We start from the raw sequence: 13907 nt of genomic DNA on the forward strand, positions 1-13907 counted from the left end.
ACCCCGCGGCTACGCCCGCTGCCGTTCGGGGCGCGACAGATGGATGATCCCCTTCTGCAGCAGGATGAAGGCAAAGAGCAGGAGCCCGATCAGGATCTTCGTCCACCAGCTCGAAAGCGTGCCGTCGAACGTGATGTATGTCTGGATGAGACCCTGGATGAGGATGCCGACCAGCGTTCCGGCAACGAAGCCGGATCCGCCGGTGAGCAGCGTCCCGCCAATAACGACGGCGGTGATTGCGTCCAGCTCGACACCGACGGCGGCCAGCGAGTATCCGGCGGAGGTATAGAGCGAAAAGACGATCCCCGACAGGCCGGCCAGCAACCCGGACAGCGCGTAGATGCGAATCGTGGTGGCAGCGACCGGAACGCCCATGAGCTTTGCCGTCGCCGTGCCGCCGCCCAGCGCGTAGATATTCGTGCCGAAGCGGGTGCGGTGGGCGATGAGAATGCCGACCGCGAAGACGAACAGCATCAGGCCGCCTATGAGGGTGATGCGCCCGCCGCCGGGCAACTTGAAATAGAGGCTCTTCAAGGTCGTGTAAAAGGGATGCTTGATCGGAATGGAGTCGATCGACAGTACGAAAGCCATGCCGCGGGCGAGGAACATGCCGGCGAGCGTAACGATGAATGCCGGCATTTCGAGATAATGGATGATCGCCCCCATCAGCGCTCCGAACAGCGTCGTGATGGCCAGCAGCAACGCGAAGGCGACGAGCGGATGCATGCCGCCTTGCTCCAGTACGACGGCCAGAAAGACACCGGCAAATGCGATCACAGCGCCGATCGACAGATCGATGCCGCCCGAAAGGATGACGAAGGTCATGCCCACGGCGGCGATGCCGAGGAAGGCATTGTCGGTCAGAAGGTTTCCGATCACGCGGGTCGAGAGCATGTTCGGATACTGCGCGACGCAGAGCGCGTAACTTAAGACAAAGATCAAGATCGTTGCCGTAAGTGGTAGATATTTCTGCTTCATTTCGCTTCTCGCTCGGTCGGCTTGCCGGCTGCCTTCGGGATACTCAGAAACGAGATCCCCGTGCGGAAGCGCGGTGACTGGAGCACCAGGATGAAGATGATGATCGCTGCCTTGATGATGAGGTTGAACTCGGGCGGGAAGCCGGACAGGAGAATGCCGGTATTGATCGCCTGGATGATGACGGCGCCCAGCACAGACGCCGCAATGCTGAAGCGGCCGCCGAGCAGTGACGTGCCGCCGACGACCACCGCAAGGATGGCGTCGAGTTCCAGCCAGAGCCCGGCATTGTTGGCATCGGCACCCCGGATGTCGGCGGCGGCGATGATGCCGGCGATCGCGGCGCAAAGGCCCGAGAGCACGTAAGCGGCCACCAGGAGGACGGGCGTGAGCACGCCCGAGAGCGTGCTTGCCTGCCGGTTGATGCCGATCGCCTCGACAAGCATGCCGAGTGCCGTCCGTCGAACGAGGAGCGCAACGATGAGGCCGAAAACCAGCCAGATGACGATCGGCATGGGCAGGCCCGCAAAGGAACCGCTACCGATGAAGATCAGACCGGGGTGGTTGAAAGTGAGAATGGTCCCCTCGGTGATGAGTTGGGCTATGCCGCGCCCAGCCACCATCAGCACGAGTGTCGCGATGATCGGTTGGATGTCGAGGAAGGCGACCAGAACCCCGTTCCAGATGCCGCAGATGATGCCTACCGCGAGCGTCGCGAGCAGGGTCTCTGCAAGCGAATGCCCGGACGTGATCAGCGAGGCGGCAACCGCGCCGCAGATCGCCATCACAGCGCCGACGGAAAGATCGATCCCCTTGGTGGCGATGACCACGGTCATTCCGATCGCCAGAAGAACGACGGGCGCACCGCGGTTGAGGATGTCGATCATGCTTCCGTACAGACGGCCATTCTGGATCTGCAGGTTTAGAAAACCGGGAAAGACAATTGAAATCGCGATGACAATTGCCGTCAATGCGATGAGCTGCGGCAGCAGGCGGCCGGCGTAGGTCCGCATAATCGGAATCAAGACGCTTCCCTCCCGTTGGTCGCAGCGATCGCTTCGACGATCCGATGTGCAGTCAATTGAGCGCCATCGAGTTCGGCGACGTGGGCGTGGTCGCGGAGGACGACCACCCGCGTGCTGTAGGCGACGAGTTCTTCTATTTCAGAGGAGATGACGATGAGCGACATGCCCTTCTCGCGCAGGCTCTCGATGAGCCTGATGATTTCCGCATGCGCCCCGACGTCGATGCCGCGCGTCGGCTCGTCGAGGATGAGCAGTTCCGGTTCGGTCGCGAGCCAGCGCGCCAGAATGGCCTTTTGCTGATTGCCGCCGGAAAGCAGCCTGATCGGTTTCTCGCGATCCGCGGTGCGGATATCGAGTGCCCGGATGTAGTGGTCCGCGAGACGGTTCTGCTCCGCGCGGGGGATCGGGCGGGTCCAGCCGCGCCTTGCCTGAAGGGCGAGCACGATATTCTCGCGCACGGACAGATCGCCGACGATGCCCGCGGTCTTGCGGTCCTCCGGGCAGAAGCCGAACTTCTGCCGGATTGCAGCACGCGGCGAGGAAAGATCGACGGTCCGGCCTTCGATCTCGGCGGTACCGCTATCGGCACGGTGGGCGCCGAAGAGGATTTCTGCGGTTTCCGTCCGCCCCGAGCCGAGCAGGCCCGCCATGCCGACGACTTCGCCGGCGCGGACATCGAGATCGAAGGGGTCGATCTTTCCGCGGCGGCCAAAGTTTCGAAAGCGGTAGCGTGGCTCACCCGCGACCGCGTCGGAATGGGCGGAATGGATCTCCGTCGCCAGTTCCCGACCGATCATCATTGCGATCAGCTCGCGCCGGTCGAGTTCGGCCGCGTTGCGCGTGCCGACCAACTGCCCGTTCCGCAGAACGGTGATGCGATCGGAGATGGCGTAGACCTGCTCCAGGAAGTGGGTGATGAAAATGATGCCGAGCCCGCGTCCCTTGAGGCGCCGTACGATGCGGAAGAGCATCTCCACCTCGTGTGCGTCGAGGCTCGCGGTCGGCTCGTCCAGGATCAGAACCTTGCCGGAAAGATCCACGGCCCGGGCGATGGCCACGACCTGCTGTATCGCTACGGAATAGCTCGCAAGATCACGGGTGACGTCGATGTCCAGTTCGTATTCCGCAAGCAGTTCCCGCGCCTTGCGGTTCATGGTGCGCGTGTCCACCATGCCGAAGCGGCGGGGCTGCCGTCCGAGAAAGAGGTTCTCGGCAACGGTGAGGTTCCCCAGCAGGTTGACCTCCTGGTAAACGGTCCCGATGCCCAGCCTCTGGGCATCGAACGTGTCGCGCGGGTCGGCCTCGGTTCCGTCGAGCAGCATGCTGCCGCCATCCCGGCGATAGGCGCCGGTCAGGCATTTGATGAGCGTCGACTTGCCGGCGCCGTTCTCCCCGAGGAGCGCGTGAACCTCGCCGCGCCGCAGATGAAAATCCACCTTGTCCAGCGCCTTCGTGCCGGGAAAGCCCTTTTCGATCCTTGTGGCCGAAAGGATATTGTCGCTGCTGGTCTGCATGGCTGCCGTCTCTGGAATGCCGCCTGACGAACGAGCGGGCGTCCGTTCGATGGAATGGCCCGCGGCGGCTGCCGCGGGTTCTAGCTCAGTGCGCTCGGCCCGATCATCGGTGCCGATTTTTCGGGCCGAGCACTGGCGGGATCAGTAGCCGAGGCCCTTCTTTTCTTCGTAGACCTTCATCGGATCATCGGCCTGCGTGTAGAGCTTCGATTCCGTCTGGATCCATTTCGGAGGCTCTTTACCGTCCTTGAGGAAGGCAGCAAGCGCGTCGAAGGCGGGGCCTGCCATGTTCGGCGTGAGCTCGACCGTCGCATTGGCTTCGCCGGCAGCCATCGCCTGGAAGATATCCGGAACAGCGTCGATCGAGACGACGAGGATGTCCTTGCCGGGCTTCAGACCGGCTTCCTTGATCGCCTGAATCGCGCCCACCGCCATGTCGTCGTTATGGGCGTAGAGCGCACAGATGTTCTTGCCACCGTCCTCGGCCTTCAGGAAGCTTTCCATCACTTCCTTGCCCTTGGTTCGGGTGAAGTCGCCGGTCTGGCTGCGGACGATCTTCAGATTGTCGTTGCCGGAAAGCGCCTGCTCGAATCCCTTCTTGCGGTCGATCGCCGGCGAGGAGCCGGTGGTGCCCTGAAGTTCGACGACGTTGCACGGCTTGCCCGCGACGGTATCGACAAGCCATTTGCCGGCCACGTTGCCTTCGTGGACGAGATCGGAGGTGACCGCCGTCAGATAGAGATCGTCGGAGGCGTCGACGGTGCGATCGAGCAGGATGACCGGGATCTCCGCGTCCTTGGCCTCCGCCAGGACTTCATCCCAGCCGGTGGCGACGACCGGAGCGAGAAGGATGGCATTCACCCCTTGCGCGATGAAAGAACGGATCGCCTTGATCTGGTTTTCCTGCTTCTGCTGCGCGTCGGCGAATTTGAGGTCGATGCCGCGCTCTTCCGCCTGCTGCTTCGTCAGCGTCGTTTCGGCTGCACGCCAGCCGGATTCCGATCCGATCTGAGAAAAGCCGACGACCAGTTCGGCGGCCGAAGCGCTGCCGAAAGTGCAGGCAGCAAGGATCGTTGCACTCGCAAGTGCCTTCACGATTTTCATGATTTCCTCCCAAAGAAAGCTGCTCTTCCATGCAGCTGATCGAGAAAAAATCATACTATATTACTTTTGTAAACTCACTTTTGCTGACGACGGGACGCGTCGGTGGATTCGCCCACAGATCGTGCAGTGCGCGAGACCGGAAGTGCATGCCGGCCGCGGTCAAAGGACCGCTAACGTGCGGTTCGGAATGGTCCCGCGGTAGAGTTCGTGGATTCGCAGTTTGTTTTCCAGCGCGATGATGATCTCTTCGCTGAAGTCCACACCGCAGAGCGCTGCAATCTCGGGAAGACCGCCCGGCGTGAAGACATTTGCTTCAAGCACCTTGTCACCGACTATATCGAGCCCGACCAGGAACATGCCGTCTTCGATGAGCTTGGGGCGAAGCCGTTCCGCGATCTCGAGGATCTGAGGCGTAACGGTCGCGGCTTCCGGCTTGCCGCTCACATGCATGTTCGAGCGGACGTCGCCCTCGGCAGGGACGCGCCGGAAGGCGGCGTAGACGCCGTCGCGCTCGAGCGGCCTGCCATTCAACAGGAACAGACGAATGTCGCCGGCGACCGCGTCGGGAATGTAGTTCTGCGCGATCAGGTAGCCGCCGCCGCTGGCGACCTCGAAGATCTGGTTGAGATTGGCTTCGTCCTTGGAGTTGATCTTGAAGACGTTCTTGCCGCCGGAGCCTTGCAAGGGTTTCAGGATAGCCCCGCCCGGGTGATCCTCGATGAAGCTGCGGATTTCCTCGATGCTTCTCGAGATCAGGCTGGTTGGCCGGATGATCTCGGGGAATCCCTGAAAATAGAGCTTGTTCTGCGCGAGCGACAACCCGTCCGGGTCGTTTACGACCAGAATGCCGCGCGCGGCGGCGAGCCGCCCGAAATTCGTGCCGACATAGACTGCCCAGGGCCGCGTGTCCGCGTCTTCGGAAGGGTCGTTCCGCAGGAAAAGCACCTGAACTTCGCGCAGGTCGAGCGTGGTGATCTGCGCCTGCTCGCCCTTGAGCGCTGTGAGCAGCGTCTCCGGCTTCTTCGGCTTCGTGCCTTTCAGCGTCGTTGCGCGTATCAGCAGACTGTCGTCGGGGCGCAGCACGAAATCGCCCGGCGTGACGTAGCAGACCTCGTGACCGCGTGCGAGCGCCGCGAGCGCCAGCCATGTCGTCGTGTAATAGGGGGCTTCGCCTTCGATGGAGTTGACGAAAAAAGCGATGCGCATGTGAGCCGCTCCTATTGCCGCAGCATATCGAGTGGAGCCATCCGCTCGCGCGCTTTGGCAAGCCGCGACGGCGCTTCCGGACCATCCAGAAACATGGGTCGAACCGAAGGACCGCCGAGCAGACCACGGGCATGAAGTTCCTGCATGACGGCAAAATGGGAGGCGGCGATCTTGCCCATCCAGAAGGGCTCGAGCGCGCCCCCGGCTGCGAGATGATCGAGGAGTTCCAGAAGTCCCCGCAGGTAGATCGCGTCCTTGACGAGACCACCGCCGCGATATACCCGCAGAACGACGTTGAAGGCGTCAGCCTTCTGGAATCCGTGTTCCTTGACGAGCAGGCGGTACACCTCCGGCAAGGACGCGCCATCGATCATCGCGGCGCAGGCGACCACACGGGCGGCGAGGAGACGCAGCCGCTCGCCGGTCATTCCCCCCGAAAGATATTCCGCGAAGACCGCAAGGCCCTCCTGCATTCCTTCATACCCGGCAAGACCGGAACGAAACAGGCGAAGCCCCTGCGCCGATCCATTGAAATAGGTCAGGAGGTGAACGCCGATTTCGTGGCTGAGGATCGGATCGACGCGACCGGGCTCCATGACCGTGCTGCGCGCGATCAAAAGCCGCCTTCCCGAAACCAGCAACCCGGCGGGAAGATCGTCCCGCACCTCCACGAGCGCTTCGAAACCCGCATACTGCCGGGCATATGCGGCGATCATCTCGCCCGCCCGCATTTCGACGAAACGGCTGTCGGCACCGCGTTCGGCGGGTGCTTGCGGGTGCGCGGCGATTTTCCGGGTGCGGGCGAGGATCTCTTCGGCCGCGCGCAGGAGGTCCGGCTCGACCGGACCGTACAGTGCACGGCCGAACTCGATGAACTTCTTCGTTTCGCGGGCGGAGAGCATCGTCAGCTGCAGATCGACTTCCTGCTGCTTTTCACGGTAGAGCTGATAGAGCACCGGGTCTTCGAGGTGATCGAAGGGGATCGAGAACAGCGTCTTCTTTGCGGCTTCGATCTCGATGATCAAAGGCCGGTAGAGGAAACGCGGCGCGCGCGCGAAATCGCTCGCCGCGAATTCGCTCCAGGCGGCTTCCGCGTTTATCGGCGTGACGGCGAGAAGAAAATCGAAGCTCGAGGCGACTTCGTCGATGCTGCGGTCGGTACGCTCCACCGCATCGATGAATGCCTTTCTCCCGAGGGCGCGATGGGTCGGGAATTCGAGGCTGCGCGTCGACCGGGCGAAGGCGGCGAAGGCGTGCAGGGCGGCATCGAAGATGCTCGCGATCAGCCGCTCGCGCACTTCCGGGAAGATCCGGCCGGAATTGCGCTGCCGGTAGACCGGAGCGAAACGAACCCGCATCGAGGGGAATGGCAGATCGAGCGTCTCTCCCTCCAGTGCGGAATCCTGCGGCCGTTCATGGAGCTCGACCCGCGGCGTTCGGAACTTCGCGGGGATCGCTTCGACGGCGTCGACGAAGGCCATTGCTGCGGCTCGGATATTTGCCTCGGCGCCGGCCATCACTTCGACCTTGAAGGGCGGCAGCAAAGGCGCATGGTCGGTCAGGAGCTCATCCTGCGCGAGTTCGTCCATTTCGAGCACCATGAAGGCGCCGAAGCGACGCTCGAGCAGCTTTCCGATTGCGGCGACGATAGGTTTCGCCGTGGCAGCATCCTGCGCGAGCAGGTGGGAGGCGTTCGCGCGGACCACTTCGCGCGCAACGGGTGCCCCGTCGCTGCCGGCCAAGTGCACGCAGAGAAAGGGCAGGGCGCGGTCGATGTGGAGGCGTCCGCCGCCTTCGAACTCCTTGCGCACGGCCCTGCCTGCCTCGATTGCGGCCAGCGCCTCCGCCAGCCAATCGGGAGGATCGACCCCGGCCTCGATGGGTATGCGCGCAAGCTTCATCGACCCTGCTCCAAAGCGTCGTTGAGTGCCGGCAGCGTCGAGGCGAGCAATGTTCTGAGCGCTGCGAGCACTTCGGGGCGCGGCTCGCCCGTCCACTCCTCCATGAAGACCTTCTTGAATTCGACGGCGATGGCACAGCCCGTGTCGGGGAAGTGCTCATGGATGAAGCGCGTCTGTTCGCCCCGCCCCTGAAAGGCGATGTTTTCGCGCACGTCCAGTGGTCGGCCGGGAAAATCGAAGGAGCGAAGCGCCGCCATGAAGCTGTCGACCACGTGCGCCCATTTTCGGCGGTCCATCGAGATGGTGCCGATATTGATGTCCGGCGCATCGGTCGAAAGCGTCGGCTCCGCTTCCGGTCCGGCACGGCGATGATTGTAGCTGTGGACGTCGATGACGACAAAGCGTCCGTGGCAGCGTTCGATACCGGCAAGGAACGATGTCAGCATCGCATAATACTCGTCGTGCATGGAAAGGGATGCATCGACGAGGGTCTGCGGCGGTTCTTCCGCCCACACTTCCAGGCCCCAGGCCTGTTCCGGCCGCAGGTAGACTGCGCCGCCGCGGGGACGATTGATGTCGACCTCGAACCGCGAACGATGGACGATGATCCGATTGGCGAAGTCGCGGATCAGGAACTCGGTGAAGGGATCCTCCTCCCGCAGACGTTCTTCTTCGGAAATCGCGAACATGCGCCGCACCGCGGCACGCGTGGCATGGCCGTCGTGAATGGCGGTCGCGACGACGGGCGTATCGCCACGGTGCTGGGTCCACCAGGCGGATGTGGCGGATGGCGTCAGATCCAGCAACTGTTCAGAGGCAAGATTCATGTCCGTCGCTTCCGCGGGCGCGTTCACGGATTAAAATTCCGGATCGCGATTTCGGTTCCAGGCGCCTCAGGCACGATTGATCGTCGGAAGGAGGAGTTCCACTTCGCGCTGCATCTGCGGCGACAGCGTCTCGATGTTCGTCCTCCAGAAGTCTTCCGCCTCCTTGGGCTCGTTCTCCCAATTCCTGACCGATGTCTGGTTATCGTCGATGACCACCCGGCGATGGCCGCCGAGACGCAGGTACTCGGTCGCAAGTTTACGCGCGTTCGTCAGTTCCATGGCTCTACTCCAGGTCTTGAGTTTCGCGACGCCAGCCGGCTGCCACATATGCGAAAACGCTCCGGGCTTCTGGACGTTCCCGGTCCATTGCGACTTTGATCCTGCTCCCGATTCTACCAGTCCGGAGGCAAAATCCGGTTTGACGCCAACGACTAAGCCATCAGTCTCATGACGTCAGAAGCGGGTAGGCCAGATAGGCGACGGCGAAACTTGCAGCAAAGCCGAGCGCCACGAGGAACCCGTTTCGGAGCAACAGGAGCGAGCCCTTCATGAACGGATAACGCCTGACGCGATGGCATCCTTCGCGTCAGGCGTCTTTCGTCAAAGGCGCCGCAGAAAAATCTTATCCGTTGTCCGATGCGTTCCTCATGCCGCCTCGAGGCCGATTTTCTTGGGCTCGCCTTGCGGGGTGGGGGCGGTCTGCCTCAGGACACCCGGAAGGTTCTGGTAAATGTCGAGATAATCGCGTGTCATCCGTTCGGTAGTGAACCGTCTCTCGAAGCTTTCGCGAACCTTACGCCTGTCGAGTTCCAGCACCCGTTCGAGGCTTTCGATCGCTTCGTCGACCGTGTCGACCAGGATCCCCGACACGCCGTCGTCGATCACCTCCGGCGCCGAGCCATAGCGGAAGGCAAGCACCGGAGTGCCGCAGGCCATCGCCTCGATCATCACGAGGCCGAAAGGTTCCGGCCAGTTTATCGGAAAAAGGAGTGCTGCCGCATTGCCGAGGAAGTCCGCCTTCTGGTTTTCGTCTATCTCGCCGATGTATTCGACGTTGGAATGGCTTGCGACGAGAGGTTCGACGACTGCTTCCCAATAGGCGCGATCCTGGGCGTCGATCTTCGCAGCGATCTTCAGAGGCATGCCGGTCCGTGCGGCGATTTCGATCGCGCGGTCGGGACCCTTCTCCGGTGCAATGCGCCCGAGGAATGCCAGATACGCGTCAGATCGTCTTTCCCGCAGCGCCAACACCGTCGGGTCCAGTCCATGCAGCACAGTGCCCCTCCAGTTGACCGGCGGCATCGGCGCTCGCTGGTGCTGCGAGATCGAAACCAGGGGGATATCGGGGAAGGCGAGATAGAAGGGTTGCAGATCGGGCAGATCGAGGCGTGTATGAAGTGTCGTCACCGTCCTGTCGGCGAAATCTCTGATCAGGGGGAAATGCAGGAATTCGATATGGAAATGCAGAACGTCGAACTGAGGCGCGCGGCGGCGGACCTCTTCCAGCATTGCGATGTGATGGGGAAGGAAATCTTGAACTTTCGGATTGAGCCTGAGCGCGACATCGCAACAGGGCACCAGCTCGGCACTTGTAAGCGAATCGCCGCTGGCAAAAAGGGTCACGTCATGGCCCAGCCTTACGAGTTCTTCGGTCAGGCAATGGACGATTCGCTCCGTGCCTCCGTAAAGCTTCGGCGGGACGCGTTCTGCAAGGGGTGCGATCTGCGCAATTTTCATCGCTCAACTCCTGATATCGAGGGGCGTCGGCAGGACGTACCTCGGCGATAAAAAGGATGTTCTCACCCCTGCACAATTGTCGGAGAGCCGCTCTTGTTCCGGAGTGCCGGCTGTGTTTGCAGAGTTGGACCGCGCGCACGCACCTGCGGCTGCATGGCCGTCCGCCTTACAGCCGCAGGGAAACTGTGCGCGCCACTTCTGGTAGCGATGGCGTGACGATAATAACCAGGGGTTTAGGATGATGTCGACCAGTGAAGAGACCTGAGAACCCATGACCGCAGCTTACGCCGGCCTCTTCCTCGTCGCCTTCGGGGCAGCCACCGTCCTGCCGTTCCAGTCCGAGCCGTTGCTGGTGGGGCTGCTCGCTTCAGGCAAGTTTTCGCTCGTGGCACTTATCGTCGTGGCTAGCCTCGGCAATATCCTCGGAGCAGTATGCAATTGGTTCCTCGGGAGGTTCATCGATCGTTTTCACGACAGACCATGGTTCCCGGTGAAGGAGGCGTCGCTTGAAAGGGCAGGCGGATGGTACCGGCGTTACGGCCGCTGGACCCTGCTTCTCTCCTGGATGCCCGTTTTCGGCGACGCCTTTACCGTGATCGCCGGCGTGTTGCGCGAGCCGCTCTGGTCCTTCCTGATCCTCGTCGCCATCGCCAAGACGGGCCGATACGTCTTCCTTGCCGCGGCCACTCTCGGCGCCAAAGCCGTTCTCGGTTTTTGAGGCGCTGCATTCGCTATATCCGGACGCCTCTCAGTCTCAGCGAATTGGCGATTACGCTGACCGAGGAAAGCGCCATTGCCGCCGCTGCGATGATCGGTGAGAGCAGGAGGCCGAAGGTAGGATAGAGAATGCCTGCGGCGACGGGGACACCCGCAGCGTTGTAGATGAAGGCGAAAAACAGGTTCTGGCGGATGTTCTTCATCGTCGCATGGCTCAACTGCCGTGCCCGGGCGATTCCCTGAAGGTCTCCTTTGATCAGGGTCACGCCTGCGCTCTCGATTGCCACGTCCGTCCCGGTGCCCATGGCAATGCCGACATCGGCCGCGGCGAGCGCGGGGGCGTCATTGACACCGTCTCCAGCCATGGCGACGATACGTCCGTGCTGGCGCAGGCGCGCGACGATTTCGCTTTTGTGATCCGGGAGCACTTCGGCCTCGACTTCTTCGATCCCCAGTTTGCGTGCGACGGCTTTGGCAGTGGTCTTGTTGTCCCCGGTAAGCATGACGACACGGATGCCCTCATTCATCAACGTTCGCATGGCATCGGGGGTTGTCGCCTTGATGGGATCGGAAATCGCGAAGAGACCGCCGACGCGGCCGTCGATGGCCACGAAAATGACGGTTGCTCCTTCGCCGCGAAGACGTTCGGCTTCTTTCGCAAGGGCTGACACATCGACGCTTTCTTCTTCCATGATCCGGTGGCTGCCGATGATCAGCTTCCGGCCATCGACCGAACCCGTGACGCCTTTGCCGACCGGGCTGTCGAAATCCTCCGCCTTGCCGACGGTTAGACCGCGCGCCGCCGCGGCGTCGACGATTGCGTCTGCCAGCGGGTGCTCACTCCCCCTTTCTAGGCTTGCGGCCAATTGGAGAAGCTCATTCTCGCCCAGCCCTTCGGTCGCGACGATCGACGTCAGCCTGGGCTTGCCCTCGGTGAGCGTTCCTGTCTTGTCGACCACCAGCGTATCTACTTTCTCGAACCGCTCCAGTGCCTCGGCATTCTTTATGAGCACGCCCAAACGCGCGCCGCGCCCTACGCCGACCATGATCGACATCGGTGTGGCGAGACCGAGGGCGCAGGGGCAGGCGATGATGAGCACCGCGACAGCAGCGACAAGGCCGTGAATGAATCGCGGCTCCGGTCCGAGCCACATCCAGGTGGCGAAGGCGGCGACGGCGGTCGCGATGACGGCGGGAACGAACCAGCCGGAGACCTCGTCGGCCAGACGCTGGATAGGGGCGCGCGAGCGCTGCGCTTCGCCTACCATCCGCACGATCCGCGACAGCATGGTATCGCGTCCCACCTTGCCCGCCTCCATGACGAAGCCACCCGTCTTGTTCACGGTGCCGCCTATGAGGTGAGCGCCGGCTTCCTTGGTGACCGGCATGGATTCGCCGGTGATCATCGACTCGTCCACCGAACTGCGGCCTTCGATGAGCTTGCCGTCTACAGGCACTTTCTCGCCCGGCCGTACGCGCAGCCAGTCACCGACGGCCACGGCTTCCAGGGGTACGTCCACTTCGTTACCCTCACCTTCGATGCGGCGAGCGGTCTTGGGCGCAAGGTCGAGCAACGCTCTTATGGCGCCGCCCGTCTGTTCCCGGGCGCGCAGCTCCAGAACCTGGCCGAGCAGGACCAGCACCGTGATCACGGCAGCCGCTTCGAAATAGACCGCAACCGCTCCGCCGTCGGAACGGTACGTTGCCGGAAACAGGCCCGGCGCTGCTGTCGCAACGACACTGTAGACCCAGGCAGCTCCCGTGCCCATGGCGATCAGCGTGAACATGTTCAGGTGCCGCGCGATGATGGACCGCCACGCCCTTTCGAAGAACGGCCAGCCACCCCACAGGACCACCGGCGTGGCAAGGACGAGCTGCAGCCAGTTCGACATTTGCGGCGTGAGGAGCATGTGTAGATCGACGAGATGGCCGCCCATCTCCAGTATCAGCACAGGCATTGCCAGGACGAGACTGATCCAGAACCGCCGACGCATGTCGGCGAGTTCCGGGCTCGGTCCTGTTTCGTTAGTCGCGATTTCCGGCTCCAGCGCCATGCCGCAGATCGGGCAGTTCCCGGGGCCGACCTGTCTTACCTGCGGATGCATGGGGCAGGTGTAGATCGCGTCCTCTGCCTGAGCGGCGAGCGCGCGCTTTTGCGTGCGGGCCTGGTTCTCGCCTTGCGCATTATGGCGGTGATGGTGGTGTCGATCCCCATGATCTTTTTGATCTGCCATCGAAGCCTCCGTTCCGAGTTGGACGCTATTTCAGCGACGCGACGCCGAAGCGGGGATTGACCTCGGTATTCACCCGGGCGGACCCGTTCGCGATTTCTTCGATGATCGGGCAGTCCGGCCGATCGTCGCCGTGACAATGGCCCGCGAGATGCTTGAGCGTCCGCGTCATTTCCTGGATGGCGGCTATCTTGCGTTCCAGTTCCGCGATGTGTTCCAGGGCGACCGCCTTGACGTCGGAACTCGCCCTGGACCGGTCGCGCCAGAGGGCAAGCAGTTCCTTGATCTGCTCCACCGAAAACCCCAGATCGCGTGCCCGGCGCACGAAACGAAGCGTATGGACGTCGTTGTCGCCGTAAGTCCGATAGCTGGACGCGGTTCGAAGGGCGGGACTGATAAGCCCGATCTGCTCGTAGTAGCGGATCATTTTGGAGGAGACGCCGCTGGCCTTGGAGGCTTCGCCGATATTCATGTGTTTCTCCAATGAAAGAACTCAAGGGGCAAAACACCTCCATTTGGCGGCTTTTCCTTGGGTTCGGTTAGGTTTTGACCGGCACTCGCACCGATCGGCAAAGTCTTTCTTCCGCCGGACAGATCGCTTTTGCTGTCCTTCGGTTCTGAACCATTCTCCAATGCGTGACCTGATGCCGGTGGCTTCGGTCACAGAGTG

General features: G+C 62.2%; 12 protein-coding genes. 1 reads left to right on the plus strand and 11 read right to left on the minus strand.

What is annotated here, in order from left to right; all coding sequences use genetic code 11:
• Window positions 1-9: 9 nt before the first annotated feature.
• The 9 genes from yjfF to CN933_RS22635 all read right to left on the minus strand — a co-directional run bounded on the left by yjfF (window position 10) and on the right by CN933_RS22635 (window position 10289).
• Window positions 10-978 carry a galactofuranose ABC transporter, permease protein YjfF gene (yjfF, locus tag CN933_RS22595; protein WP_018099141.1) on the minus strand — a complete coding sequence of 323 codons (969 nt, stop codon included), beginning with the start codon at window positions 976-978 and terminating at the stop codon, window positions 10-12.
• Window positions 975-1988: an ABC transporter permease gene (locus CN933_RS22600; RefSeq protein WP_411933570.1), complete on the minus strand. Its 1014-nt coding sequence runs from the start codon at window positions 1986-1988 to the stop codon at window positions 975-977. Before CN933_RS22600 ends, yjfF begins: the two co-directional genes overlap by 4 nt.
• 8 nt (window positions 1989-1996) lie before the next feature.
• Window positions 1997-3514, minus strand: a complete 1518-nt coding sequence (gene ytfR / locus CN933_RS22605; protein WP_102762431.1) for a galactofuranose ABC transporter, ATP-binding protein YtfR — start codon at window positions 3512-3514, stop codon at window positions 1997-1999.
• Window positions 3515-3655: 141 nt separating this feature from the next.
• A complete protein-coding gene (gene ytfQ / locus CN933_RS22610) occupies window positions 3656-4618 on the minus strand; it encodes a galactofuranose ABC transporter, galactofuranose-binding protein YtfQ (protein ID WP_018099144.1) in 963 nt (320 codons plus the stop codon).
• A 159-nt stretch (window positions 4619-4777) separates the two neighbouring features.
• Window positions 4778-5824, minus strand: a complete 1047-nt coding sequence (locus tag CN933_RS22615) for a glutathione synthase (RefSeq protein WP_018099145.1) — start codon at window positions 5822-5824, stop codon at window positions 4778-4780.
• An 11-nt stretch (window positions 5825-5835) separates the two neighbouring features.
• A complete protein-coding gene (locus tag CN933_RS22620) occupies window positions 5836-7725 on the minus strand; it encodes a flavohemoglobin expression-modulating QEGLA motif protein (protein ID WP_102762432.1) in 1890 nt (629 codons plus the stop codon).
• Complete coding sequence (locus tag CN933_RS22625; RefSeq protein ID WP_102762433.1) at window positions 7722-8579, minus strand: N-formylglutamate amidohydrolase; 858 nt, start codon at window positions 8577-8579, stop codon at window positions 7722-7724. Before CN933_RS22625 ends, CN933_RS22620 begins: the two co-directional genes overlap by 4 nt.
• Window positions 8580-8618: 39 nt before the next feature.
• Window positions 8619-8831 (minus strand): hypothetical protein, encoded by a 213-nt coding sequence (locus CN933_RS22630; protein WP_018099148.1) that lies wholly within the window; start codon window positions 8829-8831, stop codon window positions 8619-8621.
• A gap of 366 nt (window positions 8832-9197) precedes the next feature.
• Window positions 9198-10289 (minus strand): glycosyltransferase family 4 protein, encoded by a 1092-nt coding sequence (locus CN933_RS22635; protein WP_102762434.1) that lies wholly within the window; start codon window positions 10287-10289, stop codon window positions 9198-9200.
• 271 nt (window positions 10290-10560) lie between these two features.
• Between CN933_RS22635 and CN933_RS22640 the strand changes: the two genes are divergently transcribed.
• Window positions 10561-11007, plus strand: coding sequence for a YqaA family protein (locus tag CN933_RS22640; protein ID WP_018099151.1), 447 nt, complete (start codon window positions 10561-10563; stop codon window positions 11005-11007).
• 13 nt (window positions 11008-11020) lie between these two features.
• Here CN933_RS22640 and CN933_RS22645 read toward each other — a convergent pair whose 3' ends face one another.
• Window positions 11021-13240 (minus strand): copper-transporting P-type ATPase, encoded by a 2220-nt coding sequence (locus CN933_RS22645; RefSeq protein WP_102762435.1) that lies wholly within the window; start codon window positions 13238-13240, stop codon window positions 11021-11023.
• 25 nt (window positions 13241-13265) lie between these two features.
• Entirely contained in the window at window positions 13266-13709 is a 444-nt protein-coding gene (cueR, locus tag CN933_RS22650; protein WP_026169068.1) for a Cu(I)-responsive transcriptional regulator, read from the minus strand.
• Window positions 13710-13907 lie beyond the last annotated feature (198 nt).

The organism is Sinorhizobium sp. M4_45 (assembly GCF_002885915.1).
GTDB classification, from domain to species: Bacteria; Pseudomonadota; Alphaproteobacteria; order Rhizobiales; family Rhizobiaceae; genus Sinorhizobium; species Sinorhizobium meliloti_A.

Excerpts from the sequence above, each read along its gene's own strand:
- yjfF (WP_018099141.1), bottom strand. The coding sequence starts at position 978 with ATGAAGCAGAAATATCTACCACTTACGGCAACGATCTTGATCTTTGTC.
- CN933_RS22615 (WP_018099145.1), bottom strand. The coding sequence starts at position 5,824 with ATGCGCATCGCTTTTTTCGTCAACTCCATCGAAGGCGAAGCCCCCTAT.
- cueR (WP_026169068.1), bottom strand. The coding sequence starts at position 13,709 with ATGAATATCGGCGAAGCCTCCAAGGCCAGCGGCGTCTCCTCCAAAATG.
- ytfQ (WP_018099144.1), bottom strand. The coding sequence starts at position 4,618 with ATGAAAATCGTGAAGGCACTTGCGAGTGCAACGATCCTTGCTGCCTGC.
- CN933_RS22620 (WP_102762432.1), bottom strand. The coding sequence starts at position 7,725 with ATGAAGCTTGCGCGCATACCCATCGAGGCCGGGGTCGATCCTCCCGAT.
- CN933_RS22635 (WP_102762434.1), bottom strand. The coding sequence starts at position 10,289 with ATGAAAATTGCGCAGATCGCACCCCTTGCAGAACGCGTCCCGCCGAAG.
- CN933_RS22630 (WP_018099148.1), bottom strand. The coding sequence starts at position 8,831 with ATGGAACTGACGAACGCGCGTAAACTTGCGACCGAGTACCTGCGTCTC.
- CN933_RS22600 (WP_411933570.1), bottom strand. The coding sequence starts at position 1,988 with ATGCGGACCTACGCCGGCCGCCTGCTGCCGCAGCTCATCGCATTGACG.
- CN933_RS22645 (WP_102762435.1), bottom strand. The coding sequence starts at position 13,240 with ATGGCAGATCAAAAAGATCATGGGGATCGACACCACCATCACCGCCAT.
- ytfR (WP_102762431.1), bottom strand. The coding sequence starts at position 3,514 with ATGCAGACCAGCAGCGACAATATCCTTTCGGCCACAAGGATCGAAAAG.
- CN933_RS22640 (WP_018099151.1), top strand. The coding sequence starts at position 10,561 with ATGACCGCAGCTTACGCCGGCCTCTTCCTCGTCGCCTTCGGGGCAGCC.